The organism is Sphingopyxis panaciterrae, assembly GCF_011762125.1.
GTDB lineage: Bacteria > Pseudomonadota > Alphaproteobacteria > Sphingomonadales > Sphingomonadaceae > Sphingopyxis > Sphingopyxis panaciterrae.
Window position 1 is genome coordinate 155,450 of sequence record NZ_JAASQN010000007.1, and the last position, 25,445, is coordinate 180,894.

Annotated in this window: 20 protein-coding genes and 1 tRNA gene; 13 read left to right on the forward strand and 8 right to left on the reverse strand. The window is 65.1% G+C overall.

Features of this window, described 5'->3' with window-relative positions; translation table 11 throughout:
• Window positions 1-41 precede the first annotated feature (41 nt).
• From acnA to FHR22_RS20215, 3 genes are read left to right on the forward strand one after another with little or no spacing between them, the layout of a single operon-like run.
• Window positions 42-2,714 (forward strand): aconitate hydratase AcnA, encoded by a 2,673-nt coding sequence (acnA, locus tag FHR22_RS20205; RefSeq protein ID WP_166945638.1) that lies wholly within the window; start codon window positions 42-44, stop codon window positions 2,712-2,714.
• A 16-nt stretch (window positions 2,715-2,730) separates the two neighbouring features.
• Window positions 2,731-3,045, forward strand: a complete 315-nt coding sequence (locus tag FHR22_RS20210) for a ribosomal protein L7/L12 (protein ID WP_166945642.1) — start codon at window positions 2,731-2,733, stop codon at window positions 3,043-3,045.
• A gap of 35 nt (window positions 3,046-3,080) precedes the next feature.
• Window positions 3,081-3,356 carry a CBU_0592 family membrane protein gene (locus FHR22_RS20215; protein WP_166945645.1) on the forward strand — a complete coding sequence of 92 codons (276 nt, stop codon included), beginning with the start codon at window positions 3,081-3,083 and terminating at the stop codon, window positions 3,354-3,356.
• On the opposite strand, the gene FHR22_RS20220 is transcribed toward FHR22_RS20215, so the two are convergent.
• Window positions 3,353-4,810, reverse strand: a complete 1,458-nt coding sequence (locus tag FHR22_RS20220; protein ID WP_166945647.1) for an amidohydrolase family protein — start codon at window positions 4,808-4,810, stop codon at window positions 3,353-3,355. The genes FHR22_RS20215 and FHR22_RS20220 overlap by 4 nt on opposite strands.
• 477 nt (window positions 4,811-5,287) lie before the next feature.
• Between FHR22_RS20220 and FHR22_RS20225 the strand changes: the two genes are divergently transcribed.
• The 5 genes from FHR22_RS20225 to FHR22_RS20245 are packed head-to-tail and all read left to right on the forward strand — an operon-like array spanning window position 5,288 to window position 10,496.
• Entirely contained in the window at window positions 5,288-6,172 is an 885-nt protein-coding gene (locus FHR22_RS20225) for a TauD/TfdA dioxygenase family protein (RefSeq protein WP_166945649.1), read from the forward strand.
• Between the two features lie 14 nt (window positions 6,173-6,186).
• On the forward strand, window positions 6,187-7,170 hold the full coding sequence (locus FHR22_RS20230; RefSeq protein ID WP_166945651.1) for an ABC transporter substrate-binding protein: 984 nt from the start codon (window positions 6,187-6,189) through the stop codon (window positions 7,168-7,170).
• Window positions 7,167-8,012, forward strand: a complete 846-nt coding sequence (locus FHR22_RS22440) for an ABC transporter permease subunit (RefSeq protein ID WP_208417834.1) — start codon at window positions 7,167-7,169, stop codon at window positions 8,010-8,012. Before FHR22_RS20230 ends, FHR22_RS22440 begins: the two co-directional genes overlap by 4 nt.
• 12 nt (window positions 8,013-8,024) lie before the next feature.
• A complete protein-coding gene (locus FHR22_RS20240; RefSeq protein WP_166945653.1) occupies window positions 8,025-8,792 on the forward strand; it encodes an ABC transporter ATP-binding protein in 768 nt (255 codons plus the stop codon).
• 30 nt (window positions 8,793-8,822) lie between these two features.
• Complete coding sequence (locus FHR22_RS20245; protein ID WP_166945655.1) at window positions 8,823-10,496, forward strand: arylsulfatase; 1,674 nt, start codon at window positions 8,823-8,825, stop codon at window positions 10,494-10,496.
• A gap of 146 nt (window positions 10,497-10,642) precedes the next feature.
• Here the strand turns inward: FHR22_RS20245 and FHR22_RS20250 are convergent, their stop codons facing one another.
• The 7 genes from FHR22_RS20250 to FHR22_RS20280 all read right to left on the reverse strand — a co-directional run bounded on the left by FHR22_RS20250 (window position 10,643) and on the right by FHR22_RS20280 (window position 22,064).
• A complete protein-coding gene (locus FHR22_RS20250) occupies window positions 10,643-13,027 on the reverse strand; it encodes a TonB-dependent receptor plug domain-containing protein (RefSeq protein ID WP_166945657.1) in 2,385 nt (794 codons plus the stop codon).
• A 658-nt stretch (window positions 13,028-13,685) separates the two neighbouring features.
• A complete protein-coding gene (locus FHR22_RS20255) occupies window positions 13,686-15,251 on the reverse strand; it encodes a serine hydrolase domain-containing protein (RefSeq protein WP_243853915.1) in 1,566 nt (521 codons plus the stop codon).
• A 57-nt stretch (window positions 15,252-15,308) separates the two neighbouring features.
• Window positions 15,309-16,649 carry a serine hydrolase domain-containing protein gene (locus FHR22_RS20260; RefSeq protein WP_166945661.1) on the reverse strand — a complete coding sequence of 447 codons (1,341 nt, stop codon included), beginning with the start codon at window positions 16,647-16,649 and terminating at the stop codon, window positions 15,309-15,311.
• A gap of 24 nt (window positions 16,650-16,673) precedes the next feature.
• On the reverse strand, window positions 16,674-18,122 hold the full coding sequence (locus FHR22_RS20265; RefSeq protein WP_166945663.1) for an amidohydrolase family protein: 1,449 nt from the start codon (window positions 18,120-18,122) through the stop codon (window positions 16,674-16,676).
• Window positions 18,123-18,195: 73 nt separating this feature from the next.
• The gene (locus FHR22_RS20270) at window positions 18,196-20,394 is read right to left on the reverse strand and encodes a TonB-dependent receptor (protein ID WP_166945665.1); all 2,199 of its coding nucleotides are present in this window, start codon (window positions 20,392-20,394) and stop codon (window positions 18,196-18,198) included.
• A 494-nt stretch (window positions 20,395-20,888) separates the two neighbouring features.
• Window positions 20,889-20,964, reverse strand: a tRNA-Val gene (locus tag FHR22_RS20275).
• Between the two features lie 53 nt (window positions 20,965-21,017).
• Window positions 21,018-22,064 (reverse strand): MarR family winged helix-turn-helix transcriptional regulator, encoded by a 1,047-nt coding sequence (locus FHR22_RS20280; RefSeq protein WP_208417835.1) that lies wholly within the window; start codon window positions 22,062-22,064, stop codon window positions 21,018-21,020.
• A gap of 233 nt (window positions 22,065-22,297) precedes the next feature.
• On the opposite strand from FHR22_RS20280, the gene FHR22_RS20285 reads away from it, so the two are divergent.
• The 5 genes from FHR22_RS20285 (at window position 22,298) to FHR22_RS20305 (ending at window position 25,442) form a co-directional block, all read left to right on the forward strand.
• The gene (locus FHR22_RS20285; RefSeq protein ID WP_243853917.1) at window positions 22,298-22,888 is read left to right on the forward strand and encodes a thermonuclease family protein; all 591 of its coding nucleotides are present in this window, start codon (window positions 22,298-22,300) and stop codon (window positions 22,886-22,888) included.
• 91 nt (window positions 22,889-22,979) lie between these two features.
• Entirely contained in the window at window positions 22,980-23,360 is a 381-nt protein-coding gene (crcB, locus tag FHR22_RS20290; RefSeq protein WP_166945669.1) for a fluoride efflux transporter CrcB, read from the forward strand.
• Window positions 23,357-24,589 (forward strand): RluA family pseudouridine synthase, encoded by a 1,233-nt coding sequence (locus FHR22_RS20295; RefSeq protein ID WP_166945671.1) that lies wholly within the window; start codon window positions 23,357-23,359, stop codon window positions 24,587-24,589. Before crcB ends, FHR22_RS20295 begins: the two co-directional genes overlap by 4 nt.
• Window positions 24,589-25,209: an FMN-binding negative transcriptional regulator gene (locus tag FHR22_RS20300; RefSeq protein ID WP_166945673.1), complete on the forward strand. Its 621-nt coding sequence runs from the start codon at window positions 24,589-24,591 to the stop codon at window positions 25,207-25,209. Before FHR22_RS20295 ends, FHR22_RS20300 begins: the two co-directional genes overlap by 1 nt.
• The gene (locus tag FHR22_RS20305) at window positions 25,206-25,442 is read left to right on the forward strand and encodes a hypothetical protein (protein ID WP_166945675.1); all 237 of its coding nucleotides are present in this window, start codon (window positions 25,206-25,208) and stop codon (window positions 25,440-25,442) included. Before FHR22_RS20300 ends, FHR22_RS20305 begins: the two co-directional genes overlap by 4 nt.
• The last annotated feature ends 3 nt before the right edge of the window (window positions 25,443-25,445 follow it).

Consider the following 25,445-nt stretch of genomic DNA (forward strand, 5'->3'; position numbering starts at 1 on the left):
ATGGTCATTCCCCGCCGCGCCAATATGGGGACTGCAATCCTATGACGACCACGGGCAACGACACGCTGGCGACCCGCTCGACGCTGAGCGTCGGCGGCAAGAATTACGCTTATTATTCGCTCGACAAGGCCGCAGCGAAGCTCGGCGACGTGTCGCGCCTGCCGTTCAGCATGAAGGTGCTGCTCGAAAATCTGCTGCGCTTCGAGGACGGCGGCTTCACCGTGTCGACCGACGATGTCCAGGCGCTCGTCGACTGGCAGAAGGATCCGCATTCGAACCGCGAGATCCAGTATCGCCCGGCGCGCGTGCTGCTCCAGGATTTCACCGGCGTTCCGTGCGTCGTCGACCTCGCCGCGATGCGCGATGCGATCGCCAAGCTCGGCGGCGACACGACCAAGATCAACCCGCTCGTCCCCGTCCACCTCGTCATCGACCACTCGGTGATGGTCGACGAATTCGGTACCCCGAAAGCGTTCGAACAGAATGTCGAGATCGAATATTATCGCAACGGCGAACGCTACGACTTCCTGAAATGGGGCTCCAAGTCGCTGTCGAATTTCAAGGCGGTGCCCCCGGGCACCGGCATCTGCCACCAGGTCAATCTGGAACATATCGCGCAGGCGGTGTGGTCGAGCGATGATGGCGCGGGCGAAACCGTCGCCTATCCCGACACCTGCGTCGGCACCGACAGCCACACGACGATGATCAACGGCCTCGGCGTGCTCGGCTGGGGCGTCGGCGGGATCGAGGCCGAGGCCGCGATGCTCGGCCAGCCGGTGTCGATGCTGATCCCCGAAGTCGTCGGGTTCAAGATGACCGGCAGCCTGAAGGAAGGCGTCACCGCGACCGACCTCGTGCTCACCGCGACGCAGATGCTGCGCGCCAAGGGCGTCGTCGGCCGCTTCGTCGAATATTTCGGCCCCGGCCTTGCGACGCTCAGCCTTGCCGACCGCGCGACGCTCGCCAATATGGCACCCGAATATGGCGCGACCTGCGGCTTCTTCGGCGTCGACGACAAGACGATCGATTACATGCGCCTGACCGGCCGCAGCGAAGAAAATATCGCGCTCGTCGAAGCCTATGCCAAGGCACAGGGGCTGTGGATCGTCGAGGGCGCGGCGGACCCCGTGTTCACCGACACGCTCGAACTCGACCTTGGCAGCGTCGTGCCGTCGCTCGCGGGGCCGAAGCGTCCGCAGGACCGCGTCTCGCTTCCCGAAGTCGACGATGTGTTCAACGCCGACATGACGAACACCTATAAAAAGGCACAGACGCGCGTGCCGGTCGAGGGCGAGGATTTCGACATCGGCGACGGTGACGTCACCATCGCCGCGATCACTAGCTGCACCAACACCTCGAACCCCGGCGTGCTCGTCGCCGCGGGGCTCGTCGCGAAAAAGGCCGACGCGCTGGGGCTGAAGCCCAAGCCGTGGGTCAAGACCTCGCTTGCCCCGGGGTCGCAGGTCGTCACCGACTATCTGGTCAAGGCCGGGCTGCAGCAGCATCTCGACAATATCGGCTTCAACCTCGTCGGTTATGGCTGCACGACCTGCATCGGCAATTCGGGTCCGCTCGCCGAACCGATTTCGAAGGCGATCAACGAAAACGGTCTCGTCGCCGCGGCGGTGATCTCGGGCAACCGCAACTTCGAAGGCCGCGTGTCGCCCGACGTGCGCGCGAACTTCCTCGCCTCGCCGCCGCTCGTCGTCGCCTATGCGCTGAAGGGCACGGTGATCGAGGATTTCACCACCACCCCGATCGGGCAGGACCAGTCGGGGAACGACGTGTTCCTCAAGGACATCTGGCCGACCAACCAGGAAGTTGCCGCGACGGTCGCAGGCGCGGTCGACCGCGACATGTTCGAGGCGCGCTATGCGCAGGTCTATACCGGCGACAAGCATTGGCAGGCGATCCAGGTCGAAGGCAGCGAGACCTATCAGTGGCGCGCCGGATCGACCTATGTCGCGAACCCGCCCTATTTCGAGGGCATGACGATGACCCCCGAAGCGGTCAGCGATATCGTCGATGCCAAGCCGCTCGCGATCCTCGGCGACAGCATCACGACCGACCACATCAGCCCCGCCGGCTCGATCAAGGCAGACTCGCCGGCCGGAAAATGGCTTATGGAACATCAGGTTAGCAAGGCCGACTTCAACAGCTACGGCTCGCGCCGCGGCCACCACGACGTCATGATGCGCGGCACCTTCGCCAACATCCGCATCAAGAATGAAATGGTCCCCGGCATCGAAGGCGGCATGTCGCGCTATGGCGCCGAAGTCATGCCGATCTATGACGCCGCGATGCGTCACAAGGCCGACGGCACCCCGCTCGTCGTCATCGCGGGCAAGGAATATGGCACCGGCTCGTCGCGCGACTGGGCGGCAAAGGGCACCAACCTGCTCGGCGTCCGCGCCGTGATCGTCGAAAGCTTCGAACGTATCCACCGTTCGAACCTCGTCGGCATGGGCGTATTGCCGCTGCAGTTCCAGGACGGCCAGACCCGCGAGACGCTGGGTCTCACCGGCGACGACCAGTTCACCATCACCGGCGTCGCGGACCTGAAACCGCGCCAGACGGTCACCGTGAACGTCACCCGCGCCGACGGCTCGACCTTCAGCTTCGACACGCTCTGCCGCATCGATACGGCAAACGAGGTCGAATATTATATGAACGGCGGCATCCTGCATTACGTGCTGCGCAAGCTCGCGGCTTGATGTACGGCCGAGGGCGATGAGCGGACTTCTTCTCTTCGCCCTCGGCTTCCTCTGCGGCGCGGGTCTCGTGCTCGCGCTGCGCAAGGACAGCGGCGCGCGCGACCTCACGGGTCCGCCGCCGCGCGCGCCCTCCCCGCCCCGGCCCGCGCCGATCGACACGGGGCCGGTGACCGTCCAGGTCCACACCGAAGTCCATAGCGACGACCAAATCCTCGACCTGATCCGCCGCGGCCGCAAGATCGAGGCGATCAAGCGGATGCGCGACCTGACCGGAATGCGGCTCGCCGAAGCCAAGGATGCGGTCGAGGCGATCGAGCGTACGCTGCGCTAGGCGCGTTCCCAGCCGAGCTCCCAAAAGGAAAAGCGATGGATGCCTCCGAAATCCTGATCGAGGTGACCGGCTGGGCGGCCGCCGTCCTCATCCTCGGCGCCTATGTCCTGCTCTCGCTTGGCAAGCTCGCGGCGCGTGGCCAACTCTATCAATGGCTGAACGTAATCGGGGCGAGCGGCTTCATCGTCAATTCGGGCTACAATGGCGCCTTGCCGTCGGCGGTGCTGAACGTGGTCTGGGCTGCGATCGGGCTGTTCACCCTGTGGAGCATCCGGCGCGCCGGACAGGCCGCACGCGCCACCGCGCCTTAGCGGGAAGCGGCCTCGGCATTCCATGCCGCAACCTTCGCACGCGTATCGGCGAGCATCTCGTCGAGCGCCCCGCGATCCTGCACTTCGCCGCGCACGATCACCGTATCGATCGCGCGCGTCGCCGCAATATCGTCCAGCGGATTGCGATCGAGCAGGACGAGGTCGGCCGCCATGCCGGGCTTGATGGCCCCATAACGGTCGAGCCAGCCGAACCACGCCGGCCCCGCGCGCGTCGCCGAAGCGAGCGCCTGCGCGGCGGTCAGCCCCTTTTGCACATAAAGTTCGATCTCGTCGTGCAGGCCGAAACCGGGATAGTTGAAGCTGTTCAGAAAGCCGGCATCGGTCCCCGCGATGATCGGCACCCCCGCCTCGACCAGCATCGGCAGGATGGCGCCGACCGCGTCGCTTTGCGCATGCCGCGCCGCGATCGCCGCGGCGTCGGCCTTCGCCGCCCGTTCGATTCGCCAATCATAGGTCTTGCGCAGCTTCGGTCCGATATAGGCGAGCCCCGCATCCTTGCTGTGGTCGTCCCGATCGAGATAGTCGAGGATGCGGCTGCCGTTGAGCGTCGGGGTCACGGACACCCCCTTCGCGGCGAAGCGGCGATAGGCCGCCATCGCCGTATCGCGGTCGAACCCCGCCCCCAGCCGCCGGTTCGCCTCGGCGCGGTCTATCCGCCCGGCGGCGAAATCGGCGGCGATCGCGGCCTCGTCTTTCGCCCCCGCATTATAAGCATAATCGAGATGTTCGATCGAACTGATCCCCGCATCGACTGCCTGATCGACCGTCAGCGCCATCGGGATATGCCCCGATGTCCTGATCCCCAACGCCTTCGCCCGCCGCAGGGCATAGAGAAACAGCTCGGGCTTCAGCGTATTGTCGGTGATCTTGACGAAATCGACCTTGTCGCGCGTCGTGAGGCGAGCGAGCGCAGCATCGACATCGGCGTCGCCGCCGACCTCGATCGTGCCCTTCCACACCGGCGCAATCCCCTCGATCTTCGCGCCCGACGTCAGCAGGCGCGGGCCGAACAGGTCGCCGTTCGCGATCGCACCGCGCCACGCGAGCACCTGATCGGCAAGGTCGCCCGAACAGTCGCGGATCGTCGTGATACCGTTGGCGATGTATAGCGGCAACAGCGCCTTATTCTCCTCGATCAGGTCGACGCCGCCACCGAAATGGACATGCATGTCCCACAGGCCGGGAATGAGGTAGCGCCCCTTGCCGTCGACCATCCGCTTCGCGCGCCATTGCTTCGCAATGCCGGCGTCGTCACCGACCGCGACGATGTCGCCGCCGCGCAGCACCACTGCCTGCCCGGCAAGCGTCTTCGCGCCCTCGACATCGATGACGGTGACATGACGGATGATTACATCGCCCGCTTTCGGCGCGGCAAGCGCGGGCGAGATGGCCGTCAGCACGACGGCGGCGAACAGTGCGAACAAGCGTTTCATGGCGGTACTTCCAATCTACCAATGTCTTAACCCCGCTCCGGCGGCGAGGCGAGCGAACATTGCGACGCTTTGCCGCTGCAAAGCGAAACTATGCTTGACGCGAATATCTCAACTGATCAAATTGACATTGCGGTGGACATGATCCGGAACCCGCCATCGATTCCTCCGGATCCGCGGCTTTTGATCGGGAAGCAGCTTGCTCCGCGTTACCAACAGCTAAAGCGCGCGATGCTCAGGCGACAGCGCCAGGTATCGTGTTCCCCTCAGTCCATGAGGTGATACGATGCACTTGTTCCAGCGATCTCCAGCGGTGCCCGGCAGCACTGTCAGGCTACAGCCAGCCTAGGCGATCGCTTCCTTTCCTGACGCGGCGCGCTGCCACGCGCGCCTTCATGCACCGCGATGCACGCGGGGCTGCAGACCCTGTTCTGCAGCCGAAGAACGCGCGCCGTTTCGCCATATCGAAAGCCTTTTTCCATGACCGTCCAGACGCTCGACCATGAAACCGCCACCGCCCTCTTCGACATCACCCCGCTCCAGCCGAGCCTCGGCGCGCTGATCAGTGGCATCGACCTTGCCCGCCCGCTCGACCGCCCGACCTATGACGCCCTCCGCGCGACGCTGCTCAAATATCGCGTCCTCTTCTTTCGCGATCAGAATCTCACCCGCGAACAGCATATCGCGCTCGGTGCCGCCTTCGGCGATCTCGAGGAACATCCGGTCTTTTCGCTTCCCGGATATCCGCAAATCCTGCCGCTCATTTCGGAAGAGCTGAAGGAGCGGCTGCCCGGCGGCTATCGCCAGACCAGCGACGGCAACTGGCATGCCGACACGACCTTTCGCACCGACCCGTCGGCGGCGTCGATCCTGCTCCAGCGCGTATCGCCGTCGCTGGGCGGCGACACCGTCTTCGCCAACGCCGTCGCGGCCTATGAAACGCTCGACGACGAAACCAAGGAACGCATCGACGGCCTGACCGCAGTCCACGACACGCGCACCTTCCTGCAGTTCCTCGACAGCGAGGAAAAGCGCGATGCGCTGCAAAAGAGCTTCCCGCCCGTCGAGCATCCGGTGGTGCGCATCCACCCCGAAACCGGCGAGAAAGTGCTCTACGTCAATTCGGTGTTCACGCGGCGCATCGTCGGCCTGCCCGAGGCGGAGAGCGACGCCCTGCTCGCAAAGCTGTTCAACCAGGTAAAGCGTCCCGAATTCCATGTCCGCTGGAGCTGGCGTCCAGGCTCGATCGCCTTCTGGGACAATCGCTCGACCCAGCATTATGCCGTCCCCGACTATAGCGAAGCGCGCCATATGGAGCGCGTGACGATCGTCGGTGACCGCCCCGTCGGCCCCGGCGCCGCATAACCCCGGCGCAGACGATGAAACTCTCCCTCACCCCCCTTCGCGGGCTCGCGGCCGTCGCGCTCCTTTCGCTCGCGGCTTGCGGCGGCACGGCCGACGGCGGCACGACGCTCAAGATCGGCGACCAGCTGCACGCACTCAAATCCTCGCTCGATGTATCGGGCGAAGGCCTGCCGACCGATTATAAGATCGAATGGGCCAATTTCGTCGGTGGCCCACCGATCATCGCGGCACAGACCGGCGGATCGCTCGACGTCGGCTGGATGGCCGAAACCCCGCTGATCTTCGCACAGGCAGCAGGCAGCCCGGTTAAGGTCGTCGCGGTCAGCAAGACCATCGACGGCGGCGGCTCACCCTATTCGCTGGTCGTGAAGCCCGACTCTTCGATCCGCAGCGTCGCCGACCTCAAGGGCAAATCGGTGTCGTTCATGAAGGGCACGGTGCTCCATTATTTCGTCGCGCGCCTGCTCGAAAAACAAGGCTTGTCGTTGAGGGACATCAAGCCCGTGCAGGCCACCGGTTTCGGGACCGGGCTGCTCGACAAGGGATCGGCCGATGCGATCACGATCAGCGAACCTTATCTGACGCAGGCGCTCGACGCCGGCAAGGTGCGGGTTCTTGCCAGCGGCGCGCCGCCGAACACGCCCGGCTTTTTCTATCTCGTCGCCTCCGATGCCGCACTCGCCGATCCGGCAAAGGCCAAGGCGATCGGCGATCTTGTCCAGCGCGCCGCGCGCGCCACCCGCTGGCAGCGCGAGAATCCGTCGAAGGCCGCACCGGCGCTCGCCAAGCGCTATAATGTCGGCGTCGATATCGCGGAGAAGATCCTGACGCGGGCCCCCGCGCAATATGCGCCGATCGACGACACCATCATCGCCGCGCACCAGGACGAAGCGGACCTCTTCTTCAAGGAAGGATTGATCCGCAAAAAGCTCGATGCACGCGCGATTTTCGACAAGCGTTACGACAGCGTCATCGCGGCGCAGGAGGTGGCCAAGTGAGCGCGCCCGCCATCCTCGTGCCCGGCATCGACCCCGGCCGCCTCGTCCAGCCCGTCGTCCGGCAAGCGAGCCAGCATTCGGGGCGGCTCTCCTTCCTCCGCCGCGCCATCGGGCCGCTGATCCTCGTCGCCGCCTGGGCGATCGCGACCAGCGCCGGGTGGATCGACCCCTCGATCCTCCCCTCGCCTTCGGGCCTCGTCCAGGGCTGGCAGCAGCTGTGGACCGAACAGGCGCTGGCGCAGCAGATCGCGACCTCGCTCACCCGCGCGCTCGCCGGCGGCGCGGTCGGGATCGTCTTCGGCCTCGTGTTCGGCACCATCGCCGGCCTCTCGAAACTCGGCGAGGAGTTGTTCGACGCACTGCTCCAGATGCTGCGCACCATCCCCTTTCTCGCGCTCGTCCCGCTGTTCATCGTCTGGTTCGGGATCGGCGAGGCGCCGAAGCTCCTCCTCATCGCGCTCGCGACGATGTTCCCGATGTATCTCAACACCTATGCCGGGGTGCGCAACGTCGACCGCAAGGTGATCGAGGCGATGCGCAGCTTCGGCCTGTCGGGCTGGCGCCTGATCGCCGACGTCGTGCTGCCGCTCGCGCTGCCGCAAATCTTCACCGGCCTCCGCTTCTCGCTCGGCGTCTCGGTACTCGTGCTGATCGCGGCCGAACAGATCAACGCCTCGGCGGGGCTCGGCTACCTCCTCAACAGCGCCCAAATGTACCAGCAGGTCGACGTCATCCTGATCTGCATTGCCATCTACGCCGTCCTCGGCCTCGGCGCCGACCTTGTCGTCCGCTCGCTCGAACGCGTCTTCCTGCCCTGGCGGGCGGGTGTCGCCATTCGTTAAGGAAGAAAGCCCATGTCCACCGCCTTCGCGATCGATTTCGCTGCCCGGGATTTCGTCGAAATCGATTTCTCGCACCACCCCGTCGCCGTCCACGCCAGCGAGGTAACGCGGCGCTTTTCGGGTCAGCCGGTCCTCGACAGCCTCGACCTTACCATCCATTCGGGTGAGTTTGTCGCGCTGCTCGGCGCGTCCGGCAGCGGCAAGACGACCTTGCTCCGCATCCTCGCCGGGCTCGACGCGCCCGACGGCGGCGAAGCGTGGGTGCCTGAAGCGCGCACGGTCGTCTTTCAGGAACCGCGCCTCGTCCAGTCAAAGACGGTGTGGAAGAATGTCGTGATCGGCCTCGCCGGCAAACATGCCTCCCGCGAACGCGCCGGGGCGGCGCTCGCCGAAGTCGGCCTCGATCATCGCGCGGACGCCTGGCCCGCGACGCTGTCGGGCGGCGAGGCGCAGCGCGCGGCGCTCGCCCGCGCGCTCGTCCGCGAACCCAAATTGCTGCTTCTCGACGAACCTTTCGCCGCGCTCGACGCGCTGACCCGGCTCAAGATGCAGCGGCTGATCGGCGAACTGTGCCAGGCGCATGGTCCCGCGACGCTGCTCGTCACGCACGATGTCGAGGAAGCGATCCTGCTCGCCGACCGTATTCTCGTGCTGAAGGAAGGCCGCATCGCGTTCGACCGCCGCGTCCGCCTGCCGCATCCGCGGCGCGCCGGCGGTGCCGATTTCGACGCGCTCCGCGACACGCTGCTTGCCGAACTCGGGGTGCCGCAGGCCGAATAGCAAACCCCTCCCCCAACGAAGGAGTTCGCGATGACCGCGACCAAAGACACGCGTCCCAATATCCTGCTGATCGTCGTCGACGACATGGGATTCTCCGACCTCGGCGCCTTCGGGAGCGAAATCGATACGCCGCATCTCGATGCGATCGCTGCCGAGGGCGTGCGGCTGACCGACTTTCATTCGGCACCCGCCTGCTCGCCGACGCGCGCGATGCTTTTGTCGGGGGTCGACCATCATATCGCCGGCATCGGATCGATGATCGAGACGGTGCGTCCCGACTTCGCGGGCGCGCCGGGCTATGAAGGCTATCTCAACGACCGCGTCGCCGCGCTTCCCGAACTGCTGCGCGATGCCGGCTATCGCACGATCCTTTCGGGCAAATGGCACCTTGGCCACACGCTCGACCGGTCGCCCCACGCGCGCGGGTTCGAACGCAGCTTCGCGCTGCTTCCCGGCGGCGCCGACCATTTCGGCGGCGGCCCGCTCGACCGCATCGCAGCGCGCGGACCCATCTATGCCGAGGACGGCGAATGGGTCACCGACCTGCCGACGCCTTTTTATTCGACCGACTATTTCGCGACCCGGCTGATCGAATTTTTCGAGGAAGCCGACGCCGCGGGCGATGATCGCCCCTTCTTCGCCTATCTTCCCTTCTCGGCTCCGCACTGGCCGCTCCAGGCGCCGGCTGCCGACATCCAGAAATATCGCGGACAATATGACGACGGCCCCGACGCACTTCGTCAACACCGGCTCGAACGGCTGAAACAGCTGGGCCTCGTCGCCGCCGATACCACGATCGCGCCCGTCGTCGCCGAAGGCGAAGCCGAATGGGGCGAACAGACCCCCGAACAACGCGCGCATTCGGCGCGGACGATGGAGGTCTATGCCGCGATGGTCGATCGCATCGATCAGAATGTCGGCCGCGTCGTCGGACATCTCAAACGCAGCGGTCAATATGAAAATACGCTCGTCATCTTCCTCTCCGACAATGGCGCCGAGGGGGCGATCGTCGAGGCGATGCCGATCATGGGGCCGGTATTCGCAAAGCTGATTGCCGAGCATTGCGACAACAGCCTGGACAATCTCGGGCATCCGGGCAGCTATGCCTGGTATGGCCCGCGCTGGGCGCAAGCCGCGACCGCGCCGTCGCGCCTCGTCAAAACCTATACCACCGAAGGCGGCATCCGCGTGCCGACGATCATCCGCGCCCCGGGCGGCAGCCGTGCCGGTGAGATTTCGGGCGTGTTCGGAACCGTGAAGGACGTCACGCCGACGCTGCTCGAACTTGCGGGCGCCGCGCACCCGGGGACCAGCTACCGCGGCCGGACGATCGCCGAGCCGACGGGACGCAGTTTCGCAGGCTGGCTGAACGGCGACGCGGATACGATCCATCCGGAGGGCGCGACGACCGGCTGGGAGCTGTTCGGCCGCCGCGCGATCCGCCGGGACGACTGGAAGGCGGTCTATGTGCCCGACGGCGACGGCCAGTCGCGCTGGCAGCTTTACGATCTGTCAAAGGACCGCGGCGAAGTGCACGACCTGGCCGAAACGCACCCCGACATTCTTGCCGAACTGCTCGGCCTCTGGCGCGACTATGTGCGCGACAATGGCGTGATCGAGGAAGCGATCAGCTTTTTCGACAGCGATCCCGCGGCCTTTGAAGCTGGCTGGATTTCGGATCCGCGCGAGCGCGAAACCGCGTGAAGGCGGCATCGGCGGAGAAGGAAGGCCCCGGCATGGCCTCCATCTCCGCCGATAAACACGCAGCCGTTAACGCCAGCGCAGCCCGGCTACGGGCCGATCAGGGCCTGCGGCCGGGCTGAGAAAGCGTCAGCGATCCCGCGCGGCCGTCACCAGTTCAGCCCGACGCGCGCATAGAGATAGCGTCCGTTGAACCCGAAGGGCGAATAATAGGGGAAACCCACCACCCCGGTGCTGTTGAGCGCCGTCGGCGTCGCGTCGGGATAGACGTCGAACAGATTGTTCGCCCCGAGCGCGAACTGTGCGCCCTTCACCGGCTGATAACGCAGTTCAAGGTCGGTGATCACATGCTTGCCCGACAGGACGTCGCCCGATCCGTCGGCCGGCGTGCCCGGCTGATTGACCCCGCCGTAATAGGTGGTGCGCAGCGTTGCGCCGAGCAGGTCATCCGACCAATCGATAGCGCCGGTCACCTTCGTGCGCGGCGTGCCTTCCTCCAGCGTCAGGATGCGCGACCGTCCGAGCAGCGTCGGCGCCGGGTCAAGCGTCGCGGTCGAGGTCGGTACCCGGGTCACGTCGACATCGTTGAAGTTCGCCGCCAGCGTCAGATCGAACGTGCCGAGGCTGTCGGTCCGCGCCTTGTAATTGGCGACGACGTCGATGCCCTGCGTTTTCGAGCGTACACCGTTGATGAAGAAGCGCGCCGCCTGAACGTCGAGCGGATCGAGGATCGCGTTGATCGGATCGCCCGGCGCGCCCGTGCCGCGGATATTTTCTGACAGTGCGATCTGATTGCGAATCTTGATCTGATAGGCATCGACGGTCAGGCTGAACGGTCCGCTGTGGATCACCCCGCCAAGCGAGAAGTTGGTCGACTTCTCTGGTTCGAGCGGCAGGCCGCCGAGCGCTACAGCGACGGGGTTGGTCGACGGATAATGGCCAGTCAGCAGCACATTGCCGCTGTCCACCACCGAGGTGACCGAGGTATAATATTGCTGCTGCAGCGACGGCGCACGGAAACCGGTCGAAGCGGTGCCGCGCAGCGCGAACCAGTCGGTCGCGTCGAAGCGCGCCGAGACTTTGCCATTGGCGGTCGATCCGAAGTCCGAATAATCCTCGACCCGGCCCGCAACCGCGACAAGGAAGCGCGACGTCAGTTCGGCCTCGATGTCGATATAGCCGCTGATGTTGCGGCGATGCGCGTCGACCGCGTTCCGCGGTGCAAAGCCAGGGAAGCCTTGCGCGCCGCCGCCTTCGTACGACGCGGGTTCGCCCGGGGCGATCTTGTAACCCTCGCGCCGCCATTCGGCGCCGAACGCAAGGTTAAGCGATTCAAAGACGTCGAACTTGCGCGATACGTCGAGGCCGCCGATCCACTGGTCATAGGTGACCGCGCCGTCGTAAAATTCGGTCGGCGAAGCGCTGCCGAGGCTGTAGTTCGCCGAATCGAGCGTCCGGAACGCGATGCGGTTGCGGCCATAGCTGAGGTTCAGGTCGATATTCCATTCGCCGACATCGCCGCGCAGGCCCAGCGCGCTCGTCAGGTTGCGCGACTTGGTGTTGATGAGCGGCAGGAAGCCGTCGGGCCAGATGCTGCCGACGCCCCCCGCCGCCGCCGCGGTGGCCAGGCGCGGGAAAGCCGCGCTCTTGCTGTCGCGGTCCTGATAGCCGACCCAGCCGTAGAGCTGGAGCGCCTCGCCGATGCCGACGCCGGCATTGGCGAATACCGTCGCCTGTTCGACTTCGGGATCGCCGAAGCGGCTGGTGACGCGCGATGGCGTGACGCGCGGATCGAAATCGCCGCGGCTGGTCGGCTTGCGGTCGACATATTCGCCCGAGATGGTGAGATAGCCGTCGTTGCCGAAGCCGATCCCCTGCCAGCCCGACACGGTCAGCACAGGTTCGCCGGTCACGCTGCGGCTGCCGCGCGCGGTATCGACGTCGGTCGCGTAAATGCCATAGGTCGCCGACACCCCGCCGCCCTCGCGCGCTTCGCGCAGGCGCAGGTTGATGACGCCGGCGATGGCGTCGGAGCCATATTGCGCCGAGGCACCGTCGCGCAGCACCTCGATCCGGTCGAGCGCGACAGTGGGAATCGTGTTGAGGTCGACCGCCGCCGAACCGCGGCCGACCGACCCGTTGACGTTGAGCAGCGCCGAGGTGTGCGCGCGCGTGCCGTTGATCAGCACCAGCGTCTGGTCGGGCGACAGGCCGCGCAGCGTCGCGGGGCGGATCGCGTCGGTGCCGTCGACCGCCGACGATCGCTTGAAGTCGATCGAGGGAGCGATGGCCGCGAGCGCCTGCCCGACCTCGGTCGAACCCTGACGGCGCAGCGTTTCGCCGCTGAGCACATCGACCGGTGCGGGGGAATCGAGTCGCGAACGGCCCGCCGCACGCGTTCCGGTCACGATGATCTCATCACCCTGCGACGCGCCGGCGTCGGCTGGAAGCTCGCTGTCCTGCGCAAAGACGGGAACCGCACCGAAAGCGGCAATCGCGATCAGGCTGGCAGTGAAGGGGATCGAACGGTGCATGGAAAGCCTCCTGGTCAATATTATATTCTGGGGTGGCGCCAACGACCCGGATGACAAAAGCTTTGCCGCGGGGTCGAGGGCCGACGATGGGTCTAGCAGGCGCGGGCGGAAGCGAGCGCCGGAAGATTTCTTATTGAAACTCAAGAAAAACTATCAATTCAATTAATTTAATTGAGTTTTTAACTCGTCATGCTCGATGCTTGCCGGGCGATGCGCCCACCCGACCCGGCTGCCCCGCATCGCAGCATGATCACAGCCCGAGACGCTGCCAGAATTCCTGCGGGGTAATCCGGTGGCCGTCGTTCGGCGGCGACCAGGATGGATGGGGAAGCGGGGCCGGCACGGCAAAAGCGCGCTGGCGGGGGGCGGGACGTCGGCGGTGACTCATTCGTATCTCCACTATCAGGAAGCACGAATCCGGCGGTCACGGTGTTCGTGCGCTTTAGCCGTTGGTGACGCGGAGCAAGCTGACGGAATCAAAAGCCGCGAAGCCCGGGGGCTTGGATTTTCTCTACAAAATAGATTGAGATTCTTCGCGGCACGCTTTCTTGGCACGGCGCAAGCAAATCTTGTTTGAAAAGCATTGGGCCGCTCGGGCCTTGCGGCGTGGCATGGCAGACGACTTAGCCAAGCTCGCCCCGAACCGAGCTACTCGCGATCAAACTTTGACGAAGCCCATGTGGCGCATGCGTCCGAAATCAAGCGTCAGGCTCTTCCCGTCCGTGGCCAACGTCAGGATGCCGCTGACCGCCGCAAAAACGGTCTGTTCGATGCGCCAGATATCGGTGGTGACCGGGGTCAGCATATAATCTGCCCAGCCATGGCGGCCGTGCATCCTGCCCCGCGCGCCGTCACTATCCTCCATCAGCGTGAAGGTCGCGTCGAGCGCTTCCGATCGATAGGCACCGGCCCGATCGCCGAGCTTCGCTTCGCTGTCGGTCTCGATCTCGCTCAGTACATCCTCGTTGCCAAAGTCGGAGAAGATCAGGCTGTTGCCATCGAGGCGAAGGCGCTGCTGAAGAAATGCCGCCGCGTCGGGCAAGTGCAGCGTGCCTTCGGCATCAGGCGAGACCGGCGTCGGCGCACCGCCGTCGACCGACATCATCTGCATGTCGTCGGCCGCCGACAGCGCGATGACGCGGCCGTCGGCCATCGATACGAAAGTGCCGGTGCGCTTTGCATATTCCTGCTTGTCGGGCTGGGGCGCGAGGCCCTCGACACAGGCATCGATGACCTTGAGCGCGAGCGTGACGCCGCTGACGTCGGCGCGATTGACGCCGATGCTGATATCGAGCCCCGCGTCCGGCATCTTGATCATCTGCGAATTGCCGCCCATCACCCCGCCGGCGTGGTGGATCACCACGGCGCCGCGATAGGTTTCGCGCATCAGGCCGAGGCCATAGTTGGTCGAATGGCCGCTGTTCAGCATCTGCGGTTCGATCATCCGTTGCCATGTTTCGCTGGAGCCAACGGTCGGGGCATCCATGTGCCTCAGCCATAACAGCATGTCGTCCATGGTCGAAACCATGCCGCCTGCGCCGCTGATCTCCATGCCCATATGGGTCTTGGAAAACACGCCCGTGGCGCCCCGGAAATGGAGCGTCGCGCTGTTGGGTACAAAGTCGCTGTCCCAGCGCCGCAGCATCGTCTGGTGCATGCCGACCGGCGTGAAGATGCGCTCGCGCAGCACGTCGTCGAGCGGCTTAGCTGTGATTTTCTCGATCGCCGCGGTCAGCAGCATATAAGCGCCGTTGTTGTAGCTCCATCGTTCGCCGGGTTCGAAATCGGCGTCGTCGATGGTCTCGTAATAGGCGAGCATCTGCTCGTCGGTGACGGGACGATTGACGCCGTGTACCGACATGGTGACCGACAGCAGGTCGCGAATGCCGCTGGTGTGACCCATCAGGCGGCGCATCGTCGCGGCGCCGTTCACCGGCGAGAGGCCGGAGACATATTTACCGATCGGATCGTCGAGACCCGCGAGGCCATCCTCGACCAGCAGCATGTAGGCCAAGCAGGCGAAATGCTTGGTGGTCGAGCCGATGCGCATGCGCATCCCTGGCGTCAGCAGCGTCGGCAGCTCCATGTTCGCCAGGCCAAAACCCTTGCGATAGACGGGCACCCCGCCGATCGCGATTCCGACCGCCGCGCCCGGCAGTTGCGACTGGTCGATATCGGCGAAGATCCTGTCGATTTCCATTTCGTCGAAACGGGTCTTGATCATATCGGTCAATGGATTCTTCCTCATCCAGATCCTCCACCTGACTTAGCCCGGATCGCGTCAGGGAATACGATTGAAAATCCGCGCCATCGATCCCATTCGCTGCATCTTTCCGTTCGCATCAGGGTCGACGAAGGCCAGCGGGAACGCGTTCGCCTCGCCGTTCAGGCTCATCCGGAAAAGATGGTCGCCGACCCGCTCCAGTTGATAGATTGGCGCCCGGGCGCTGTCAGTCTCGTAAACCGCGAACCTTGCGACCATTCTGGCCGATAACCGGCCGCCCTCGCGGAACACATCGAACCGGTAAATCTGGTTCTGGAAGCTGCCTTCATAGGCTGCAGCATCGAACGCGCCATCGACCGGTGCCAGAGGTTCGACCGCCGCGCCCCAGCTGGCGAGAAGCGGCTCGATGAGCGGCGCGTCGAACGGTCCATGCCGGGAGCAATTGGTCAGAAGCGCGAACGTCCTGCCGCTCTCCGGGTGAGCGTAGAGTATCGAATTGACGCCGGGACCGCCGCCGCCATGAGACAGCACGCCGCCTGGCAGAAGCAACCAGCCGAGACCCACGCGCCATGTGGCGGGAGAAGCGAAGCGGGCGGTTTCCGTGGCCATGAGCAACGCGCTCGCCTTCGAAAGAATACGAACACCGTTGACGCCGACGCCGCCGTTTATCAGTGCGCGGGCGAATGCCACCAGATCAGCGGCGGTCATCATGACCGTGGCGCCCGCCGCGGCAAAGCTCAGGGGCAGGAAAGGCTTGCTGCTCTGAACGAGCTTGCCTTCTCCGTCGACCTGATCGCCGACGCTGACGCGAAAGCGGGGCAGTTCGGTGATGTCGGCCAGCGAATGGCGGAGCCCGAGCGGCTCGAAGATGCGCGACTTGATCAGGCTGTACCAGCCCTCTCGCCGCAGCTTCTGGGCGATGTAGCCAGCAATGACGGTACCGATGTTCGAATAGGCCGTCGCTTCGCCCGGCGGATGGATCTGCGGCCTGGCGGCGCAATCCTCGATCGCATTTTCGATGCGTTGTTCGTCAAAATCGCGATATTCGGGAACGTCATAGTCGATGCCGTTGGTGTGATTGATCAGCATCCGGCAGGTGATCTTTGCCAGAGCCTCCGGATCGCCGAGCTGCAATTCGGGCAGATGCTTGGTCACGGGATCGTCGAGGTCGATCAGCCCGTCATCGACGAGTTGCATGAACAAGGTGGCGTTCAGCACCTTGGTGATCGAACCGATATGCATCAACGTGTCGAGCGTCACCGGATCGCCGGTCACGCTGTTGCGCAGGCCGCCTACCGCCTCGTGCAACCGCTCGCCGTCCCAGTAGGCGAAGGACGCCCCGGTCACCTCGCCGTTTCCCGTGATATCCTCGATGACCGAGGCGAAATCGATGGTCATTTCCATGTCCTTCCAGATTGATCTCTATCCGTGCCCGCCGCTGATGCACGACGGGCATCCGGGCAGCCGCGTGCCATGGTGAAGGAAGCGCTTGTAATGGGCTTCCTCTTCGAGCGGCGGCGAAAGGTCCGCCGTCAACAGGGGGGTTGCAGGGAGCGCAGCGAGGTCGACGAGCGCACCATCCTTGATGACCGCATGGATGCTGCGATAATGGTCGGCGGCTTCCAGCGGGTTCTTGTCGAGCACCAGCATGTCAGCGATCTTGCCGGTTTCGAGCGTGCCGAGATCGGCGTCCATCTTGTACGCCCGGGCGATGTTGCGCGTCGCGGCGTGGAGCAGGTCCATCGCTGCCATGCCCTTTTCCTCCATGGCTCGAAGCCACGCGAAGTGCCCGGTCGCCAGGCGGCCGAGCGCCTCCTGTTCGGGCATGCCGTTCCAGGTGGCCGCCAGCCAGGGCTCGCGCAGGAGTTCCGGGGCGAACACGCCGCCGTCATTCGCCAACAGGATCGGCGCGCCCGAACCGATGAGGTTGCGGGCATTCATGTCCGACGCCGACCACATCGTCCATTCGAGATCGGACACCACGCCCTTGACGTGCGCCAGTCCCGCTTCGGTGACCGGAAAGACCACCGCGCCGCACTGGCTGCGCGCGAACAGGTCGAGCGTCTCGCCGGGGATCGGCACCGGGCCGGTCATGTTGCAATGGGTGACCAGGTCGCAGCCGGCCTCGATCGACATGCGCAGGCTTTCGACCGTGGTGCTGTGCGACTGGACGGTCCGCCCCGCGGCATGCCCCGCCTCAACGATCGCCCGCTGCGTCCGCTCCGAAAATTGCAGAAAAGCGCCCGCGGCCAGTGCGCCATGTTCGGATGCGCCATATTTGACGAAATCGATCCCGCGATCGATGTAGCTGGCGACTTCTTCCCCGACTTGATCGGGGGTCATCCACATCAGATGGCGGCCGCTGTTTTCGACCCAGGTCGCATTGACGCGATCGACGAACCACGAACTCGCAACCTCGGCCGCCTTGCCGAAGAAGTCACCGGAGAAAGGCCCATCGAAACCGATGATGTTGCCTGCGCAGCGAATGCGGCTGCCGACGGTTTCACCGCGGTCGATCCGGTCGCGTACCGTCATCAGCGCGCGGCGCGGACCCCAGGTATCGAATACCGTGGTCATACCGGCTTTCAGCGCGACTTGCGCCGCCTCGGTAATCAGTTCCTCATAACGTCCGTCGAAGCGCAGCAGCGTTTCGAGCGTCGCATTGACGAGCAGGTGGACGTTGGCGTTCATCAGCCCGGGGATGACGAACTTGCCCGCGATATCGAGGGTGCGGGCACCCTCCGGAACGTCCAGCTCCTCGCGCCGGCCCATCGCACGGATGCGGCCGCCCTCGACCAGGATGGCGCCGTCCGTAAGCGGTTTGTCCGCAACGCCGTCGATGATCGTGGCGCCGGTGATTAACAGGGTCATTGTCACTACCTTTTAAAGAATCGGCCGGGTTTGCGGTCAGCCCGCTTATAGCTTGGCCGCTGCGGCCGCCGGGTCAGAATTTGACCGCAGCGGAGACGCCGAAGGTGCGCGGCTGGATGACCGACACCCTGGTCAGGCCGAGATTGATATCGGCACCCTGGCCCCGCTCGTCGCCGATATTCTTGGCATAGATCGAGAAAGACCAGCGATCGTCGCTGATGCCTGCGCGCAGGTCGACGACATCATAGGATGGAAGCTGGTAGCGGACCTGCCCCGCATTGGGGAAAGCGCCCAGCCGTGCGCCGACGTGCCGCCAGTCGACACCAAGGCTTCCGTTCCAGGCACCGAAGAGCGGCAGCGAATAGCTCGCTCCGGCGGCACCGCTCCATCGCGCCGACAACGGCAGACGATCGCCCGATACGCCAATGGCCGAATTGGTCGGCAGATCCTCGGTCAGGTGCGCATCATTATATGCGATATTACCGTATATTTCGAGCCCGCGCACCGGACGCCACGAGGCGGACGCTTCGATGCCCTTGCTGACCGCGGTCGGGCCATTGTCGATATAGGACGCAGCCAGTTCCGGCGCGATGCGCTGGATCTGGATGTCCCGCCAGTCGATCCAATAGCCCGAAAGCTCGAGGCTCAGCGACCTGCCGAACAACTCGCTCTTCAGCCCGATCTCATAATCGGTGACCTTGTCCGGAGCATAGCTCTGCGGAAGGGCCGGGGTGACGGAGTTCGGCCCGCCCGGCCGGAAGCCGCTGGCAATCCGGGCGTATAGCATCGTGTTTTCGTCCAGACGCAGGCGGGGATTGATCAGAAAGGTCATGGCGCTGTCGCGCGACCGCACATTGTTCGTGCTGTCGCCATAGATCAGGCCCGACGTGATGGTCAGGTTATGCTGTTGGTTCCGGCTGTAACGGAGGCCCGCGGTAACATCGAACGCGCTGCTGAAATGATAGGTCATGTCGCCGAACACGGCCACTTCGCGGAACGAGGCACCGAGATCCGAACGACCGATATTGGGCAGGCCGTCGATCACCGCACCGGTCTCGCTGTCGATCGGGACCACATCGCCCAACGCGTTCTGGGTTTCGCGCGTATAGAAGAGGCCGAGTTGCCACGAGAGCCTGTTCGTTGCCGGTGACGCAAGCCTAAGTTCCTGGGTGAACTTCTCGACCTTGACGGGAGAAACCGACACGAAACCCAGGGTGGGGATTCCGAAAACCGGCGCGAGCGACGGCGAAAGGATCGGCGAATAGTCGTTATCGAACTGCATTTTCTGACGGTTGTAGGCGCTTGCCGACGTTAGCGTCGCAAAACCGAGGTCGCCTTCGACAAGCAAGCTGACCGCGCCGACGTCCTGTTTGACGTTGGTCGAATCGGGCACCCGCGACTGCTTGAGATCGCCGTAGAAAGGCTTGAAGGTCGTCGAATCATAGTCGACGACGGGCGCGTTGCCGTCATAATGCTGGAACAGCCCCGACAGACGAACCTTCCAGTCACCGCTCTGCCAGCCCAAGGCGACACGCCCGCCATAAAAGCGCATATCGTTGATATTGCGCTCGCCGGTCAGGACGTTGTCGACATATCCCGGATCGAGGCGATTATAGCCGCTGATGCGCAAGGCCAGATCGTCCGAGAGTGGAATATTGGCCGCCGCGCGCACGCCATAGCCCTCGCCGCCGCCGTCGATGGCCGACCCGTCGACCTGGAAGCGGCCGAAGAAGCGGGTCGGATCGGGATCCGCCGTGACATATTTGAGCAGACCGCCAAGCGACCCGGCGCCGTATAGCGTGCCTTGCGGCCCGCGCAGCACTTCGACGCGTTGCAAGTCCTGCGGATCGAGGTCGGGCACGGTGTAGCCGCCATAAATGGTCGAAGCCCCGAACGGCGATTCGTCGATATAGATGCCGACGGTGGGATTGCCGCCCGAACCCGTGGTAATGCCGCGAATGGAAAGCTGCGTCGCGGCGCTGGCGCCGCCGACTTGCGACACGGTCAGGCCCGGGATGCGTGCGACATAATCGTCGAGCTTTGCCGCGTTCAACTCTTGCAGGCTCGCGCTCGTCACGGCAGTGATCGCCGCGGGCACGTCCCTGAGCCGCTCGCTCCGCTTCTGCGCCGTCACGACGATCTCTTGTGCGGCGTCCGGCGCATCCGCATCAGGTGCCGCCGCTGCCGGAGCGCTGGCGTTGGCTGCTTGCGCCAAAGCCGGGACCGGCAAAAGCGCAGTGCTTGCGGCCAGGCCGATCGACCATTTGTTCATTTCATCCTCCCCGATTATCGATGTAAAAGACTGCTCGGGCGCCCCCGGTCAGCCTTCTGCCTATCCCTGCGCCTCACCCGTGTGGCGGAGTCGCGCGGAGCGTCGGCTTGGGATGAATTTGCGGGGCCGGGCTCGATCAAGATAGAAGAATATGGACATCTTTTAGCATATTTCTGACCCAATGGGTCGAGCACCTGCGGGTGCGGCCAGCGCGGGCATGTGATCGCGGTGCGCGATACACTGGCCGAACCTCCAGTCGAAGCTGACGCTGGTCGGGGTGGAAGCCCGGTTCCTCCCGGCCAGCCGGGGTCGCGCAAAGAATATATGGCCAGAAGGGCGAGTTGAGCATGCGCCGGAGGGTGTTGCTGCAGAACCGCTTTCCCGGGCGCATAGGTCAACGGCTCGCACGATAGAACGCGCTAACTCACTGATATATAGCGACGTTTATTCAGGCTTCACTTGCTCAGCAAGAGCAATTGCGGTCGACCGGCATATGGTGGGCGCTGACGGGCTCGAACCGCCGACCCTCTCGGTGTAAACGAGATGCTCTACCAACTGAGCTAAGCGCCCCTTCCGGGATGCGCGCCCCTGCCACAGCTTGGGGGCGCTGGCAAGCCGCGCGGCTATTCGTCGAGCGCCTCGAAATAACGTGCGAGCGCCTCGCACGCCCCTTCGGCCAGCCCGATGAAGATGCGGCGGCCATCGTGCGGATCGGCCTCGCGCAGGAACAGGCCGGCGTCGGTCATTGTCTTGATCCAGCGCAGCGCGGTCGTCGCGGGCACCGCGGCGGCGATGCACAGGCTCGACACCGACACCGGCTGGCGTTCGAGCCGCGCGGCATAGAGGTCGAGCAGCATATCCCACGCCGGATCGGCGAACAGGTCGGCGGGAAAATATTGCTCGCGCATTCGCCGCTGGCGCAGCATCCGCCGCACCGCCTTCGCCCGCTGCCGCTCGATCACCCGTTCTTCGGGGACGAAGCTGCGCGGCACTGCTGCGAAATCGCGCGGCGGCGAGCGGACCTGCCCCGGATAGTCGGAAAAATCGTCCGATCGCGGGGGAAAGCCGGCGGGCGTTCCCGGCAGCGCCGCACGCTGGCCGGCCAGATCGCCGAGCAGGCGCGAAATCCGCGCCACCTCTTCCTGCAGCCGGTCGATCCGCTCCATCGCATCGTCGCGCGCGATGTCATGAACCGTCGCCTGCCGGATGCGCCGGGCGGCTGCCAACGCGACGAGCCGGTCGGTTGGATCGGCATCGATGAGGAACTGGACGGAAAGCGATTCGGGAATGGCCGCCACCAGCCGGTCGATCATCGGCAGCGACGTCTCGCAAATGAGGTTGCAACAGCGCGCCTCCGCTGCCGCGCATATGTCGGCAAGCACGCCGGCCTCCATCGTGTCCGGCGCGACCAGCCAGACAATATCGAGCACGTCCGTTTCCCCGATATAGTTCGCCGCCTGGGACGGAAGCAGCGCCCGCACCAGGCGCACTTTGGCAAGCGAAGCCATGTCGGGCCAGTCCGCCCTCGCCCCGACGACCAAGAGCGGGGACTCGACGCCATGGGGGATCGGTCCGCCTACCGTCTCGGGGGGACCTGCGTTCCAGGCGCCGAAGCCCTCCGCCGGAAAGGCCGACGTGTCGATACGGGTTTGTGTCTGATAGTCCATCATGCTGCCTGTCCCCTCCGCCTTGCTCCACCCCGGCGTAACTATGTCGTCATTCCGGTTCTATTCACCTTTTGTTCGTTCCTTTTTGCCGCCAATGCGGACCCAAGCCCGTGCGTTGCATGAGTCGCCGCATGTCGGCCGTGCAGGAATTAGTCCAGTTTGGACATGGTTTGTTCTCATCGTCAACCCTTTATTCACGCTTGCCAATCGAAGGGGCGGCGGTCAGGCCGGTGGCCATGCTCCGCGGACCGTCACCCCTCACCCGCCTGCGCTGGCGCCGCCGCTTGCGGTCGCTCGCCGCGCTGCTGCTTCTGGGCGGGCTCGCGATGGCGGCGTGGGTGTGGGTGCCGGCGCCGGTCACGACCGTCCCGCTGGTGCATATCATCGACGGTGACAGCCTGTCGGTGCGGCAGGGCGAGGCGGCGCTGACGATCCGTCTGACCGGGCTCGACGCGGTCGAATATCGGCAGGATTGCGGGCGCCCCGACGGCAGCCGCTGGCCGTGCGGGCGCGAAGCGCGTACCGCACTCGCGACGCTCGCCGGGCGCGGGCCGCTGCACTGCGAACTGGCAGCAAAGGATATCTACCGCCGTACGCTTGCCACCTGCCGAACGCATATCTTCCCCGATGGCATCGACCTGGGCGCCGGGATGGTCCGCGCCGGCTGGGCGGTGGCGACGACCGACGCCTATCTGCTCGAAGAAGCCGAAGCGCAGGCGAAACGGCGCGGCATCTGGCAGGGCCAGTTCATCCTCCCCGCGAACTGGCGCGCCAGCCACGAACGCGCCGCCGCCGCGCTGACCTCCCCGCAACGCCCCGACGAATGACGCCGTTATGCCCCGCCGCAATTTGCGGCGCTATGCCCTGCCGCAATTTGCGGTGCTATGCGTTGCCGCAATTTGCGGCTAGGGCGAACGCATGAACGGCCTGTTTCCAGTCATGATAGGCGGCGCGGTCGGCGCCGGATGCCGCCACCTTGTCGGGCAGGCGATGCTCGCACGCCTCGGCCCCGGCTTTCCGTGGTGGACGTTGTCGATCAACATCGCCGGCAGCCTGTTGATGGGCCTGCTGATCGGTTGCCTCGCGCGCAGCAGCGACGGCGGTGAGACCGCGCGGCTGTTCGTCGGCGTCGGCATCCTCGGCGGCTTCACCACCTTTTCCTCCTTCAGCCTCGAATTCTGGCTGCTCTTCGAACGCGGCCAGACCGGACAGGCCGCGGCTTATGTCCTCGCCTCGGTGATCGGCGCGATCGTCGCGTGCGGACTTGGTCTGCTTATCGTGCGGCAGGTGCCGGCATGAGCGAGCCAAAGGCGAAGTTCGAAATTGCCAAGCTCGACGGGGCGATAATCGCCGAAGAGGATGACGGCATCCGCCTCGACCGCTGGTTCAAGCGGCACCGCGAAGGCACGCCGCACGCGCTGCTCGCGCGCTGGGCGCGGTCGGGACAGCTGACGTTGGACGGCAAGAAGGCCGATGTATCGGACCGCATCGCGACCGGGCAGAAACTCGTCATGCCGACCCCGCCGGTCGAGGCCGAAGCACGTCCGGCGCGCAAGGGCCGCCCGCTGACCGACGCCGATATCGAACTCGCGACCGGGATGGTTATCCACCGCGACGCGAGTGCGATCGTCCTCAACAAGCTGCCCGGCCTCGCGACCCAGGGCGGAACAAAGACCGAGCAACATGTCGACGGCCTGCTCGATGCGCTGAAATATGATGCGCCGGTGCGGCCGAAGCTGGTCCACCGGCTTGACAAGGATACATCGGGCGCGCTGCTCGTCGCGCGTACCCCGCGCGCCGCGGCTTATTTCGCAAAGAGCTTTTCGAACCGCAGTGCCAAGAAGACCTACTGGGCGCTGATCGTCGGCGTCCCCGACATCCAGCAGGGCGAGATCGACCTGCCGCTCGCCAAACAGCCCGGATCGGGCGGCGAGAAAATGCATGTCCACGACAGCGGCCTTGCGTCGAAGACGCGCTACCGCGTCATCGAACGCGCCGGCAACAGCGCGGCGTGGGTCGAACTGCAGCCGCTGACCGGCCGCACCCACCAGCTCCGCGTCCATATGGCGGCGATCGGCCACCCGATCGTCGGCGACGGCAAATATGGCGGCAAGGGCGCCTTCCTGACCGGATCGATCAGCCGCAAGATGCATCTGCACAGCCGGCGGCTGCGGATCGACCATCCCGACGGCGGCGCGATCGATATCAGCGCCGAGGTACCCGAACATTTCGCCGCCAGCCTTGACGCACTCGGTTTCGACCGGTTGCTCGGCGAGATCGGGATCGACGACGCCGCCAAGGGCCCGCCGCCAAAGGCGGCGCTGAAGGCGCAGGCCAAGGCGCATAGCAAGCAGATCCGCAAGGCGCGGCGCGGCGAACGGCGCGGGCGCACCGCCGACAGCAAGCCGACCGACTTTGTCGGCAAAGCCAAGCCCAAGCCGAAAACGGGCAAGCCGCCGGCAAGGAAGCCCGCAGGAAAAAGCCCTAGCGCGAAGAAGAATCCGCCGCGCCCTGCCCGGCCGCGCTGATGCATCCGAACAGCGCCTTCCGGCCGCGGCAGGACGATCTCGCCGAACTGCTGGTGCGCGAGATCGGCTTCGCCGCGATCTTTGCCGCCACCCCCGACGGTCCGCGCGTCGCGCACGCGCCGGTGCTGCTGAGCGACGACGCCCGCTCGCTGCAATTCCATCTCGCCCGCGGCAACGCCCTGACCCGCCACATCGACGGCGCGAGCGCCCTCGCCGTCGTGCAGGGCCCCGACGCCTATGTCAGCGCGAGCTGGTACGCCGACGCCGACCAGGTGCCGACGTGGAATTATGTCGCGATCGAAATGGAAGGCACGGCCAGCAAGCTGGACGATGCCGCGCTGATCGCCCAGCTCGACACGCTGTCGGCCGAGCATGAGGCGCGCGCAGGCGCCAATCCGCCGTGGACGCGCGACAAGATGAACCCCGCGCTGTTCAGCAAGCTGACCGGCGCGATCACCGGCTTCGAAATGCGCATCACCGCATGGCGTCCGACGGTCAAGCTGTCGCAGAATAAGTCGGCCGGCGAACGCGAACGCGTCATCAAAGGCGTCGAGGCGACCGGCCATGGCGCGCTCGCCCAGTTGATGCGCCACCTCGGCGGCGATAGGGAGGGCGCATGACCCAGGCCAACGACGCGCTCGCCAAAAAACGCTTCTTCGCGATCGGTGCGATGCGCGTGATGGGCGCGATCTTCGTGCTCGCCGGTTTCGTGCTGATCCGCGGCGGTTTCGAACTGGCGGGCCAGCCGGCCGATCGCTGGATCGGGGTCGCGGTCGTCCTCCTCGGCGCCTTCGATTTCGCCGTGATGCCGGTGCTGCTCGCGCGCCGCTGGCGCACGCCCAAGAATCGGTGACCG

Excerpts from the sequence above, each read along its gene's own strand:
- acnA (WP_166945638.1), top strand. The coding sequence starts at position 42 with ATGACGACCACGGGCAACGACACGCTGGCGACCCGCTCGACGCTGAGC.
- FHR22_RS20210 (WP_166945642.1), top strand. The coding sequence starts at position 2,731 with ATGAGCGGACTTCTTCTCTTCGCCCTCGGCTTCCTCTGCGGCGCGGGT.
- FHR22_RS20215 (WP_166945645.1), top strand. The coding sequence starts at position 3,081 with ATGGATGCCTCCGAAATCCTGATCGAGGTGACCGGCTGGGCGGCCGCC.
- FHR22_RS20220 (WP_166945647.1), bottom strand. The coding sequence starts at position 4,810 with ATGAAACGCTTGTTCGCACTGTTCGCCGCCGTCGTGCTGACGGCCATC.
- FHR22_RS20225 (WP_166945649.1), top strand. The coding sequence starts at position 5,288 with ATGACCGTCCAGACGCTCGACCATGAAACCGCCACCGCCCTCTTCGAC.
- FHR22_RS20230 (WP_166945651.1), top strand. The coding sequence starts at position 6,187 with ATGAAACTCTCCCTCACCCCCCTTCGCGGGCTCGCGGCCGTCGCGCTC.
- FHR22_RS20240 (WP_166945653.1), top strand. The coding sequence starts at position 8,025 with ATGTCCACCGCCTTCGCGATCGATTTCGCTGCCCGGGATTTCGTCGAA.
- FHR22_RS20245 (WP_166945655.1), top strand. The coding sequence starts at position 8,823 with ATGACCGCGACCAAAGACACGCGTCCCAATATCCTGCTGATCGTCGTC.
- FHR22_RS20250 (WP_166945657.1), bottom strand. The coding sequence starts at position 13,027 with ATGCACCGTTCGATCCCCTTCACTGCCAGCCTGATCGCGATTGCCGCT.
- FHR22_RS20255 (WP_243853915.1), bottom strand. The coding sequence starts at position 15,251 with ATGATCAAGACCCGTTTCGACGAAATGGAAATCGACAGGATCTTCGCC.
- FHR22_RS20260 (WP_166945661.1), bottom strand. The coding sequence starts at position 16,649 with ATGACCATCGATTTCGCCTCGGTCATCGAGGATATCACGGGAAACGGC.
- FHR22_RS20265 (WP_166945663.1), bottom strand. The coding sequence starts at position 18,122 with ATGACCCTGTTAATCACCGGCGCCACGATCATCGACGGCGTTGCGGAC.
- FHR22_RS20270 (WP_166945665.1), bottom strand. The coding sequence starts at position 20,394 with ATGAACAAATGGTCGATCGGCCTGGCCGCAAGCACTGCGCTTTTGCCG.
- FHR22_RS20280 (WP_208417835.1), bottom strand. The coding sequence starts at position 22,064 with ATGATGGACTATCAGACACAAACCCGTATCGACACGTCGGCCTTTCCG.
- FHR22_RS20285 (WP_243853917.1), top strand. The coding sequence starts at position 22,298 with ATGCTCCGCGGACCGTCACCCCTCACCCGCCTGCGCTGGCGCCGCCGC.
- crcB (WP_166945669.1), top strand. The coding sequence starts at position 22,980 with ATGAACGGCCTGTTTCCAGTCATGATAGGCGGCGCGGTCGGCGCCGGA.
- FHR22_RS20295 (WP_166945671.1), top strand. The coding sequence starts at position 23,357 with ATGAGCGAGCCAAAGGCGAAGTTCGAAATTGCCAAGCTCGACGGGGCG.
- FHR22_RS20300 (WP_166945673.1), top strand. The coding sequence starts at position 24,589 with ATGCATCCGAACAGCGCCTTCCGGCCGCGGCAGGACGATCTCGCCGAA.
- FHR22_RS20305 (WP_166945675.1), top strand. The coding sequence starts at position 25,206 with ATGACCCAGGCCAACGACGCGCTCGCCAAAAAACGCTTCTTCGCGATC.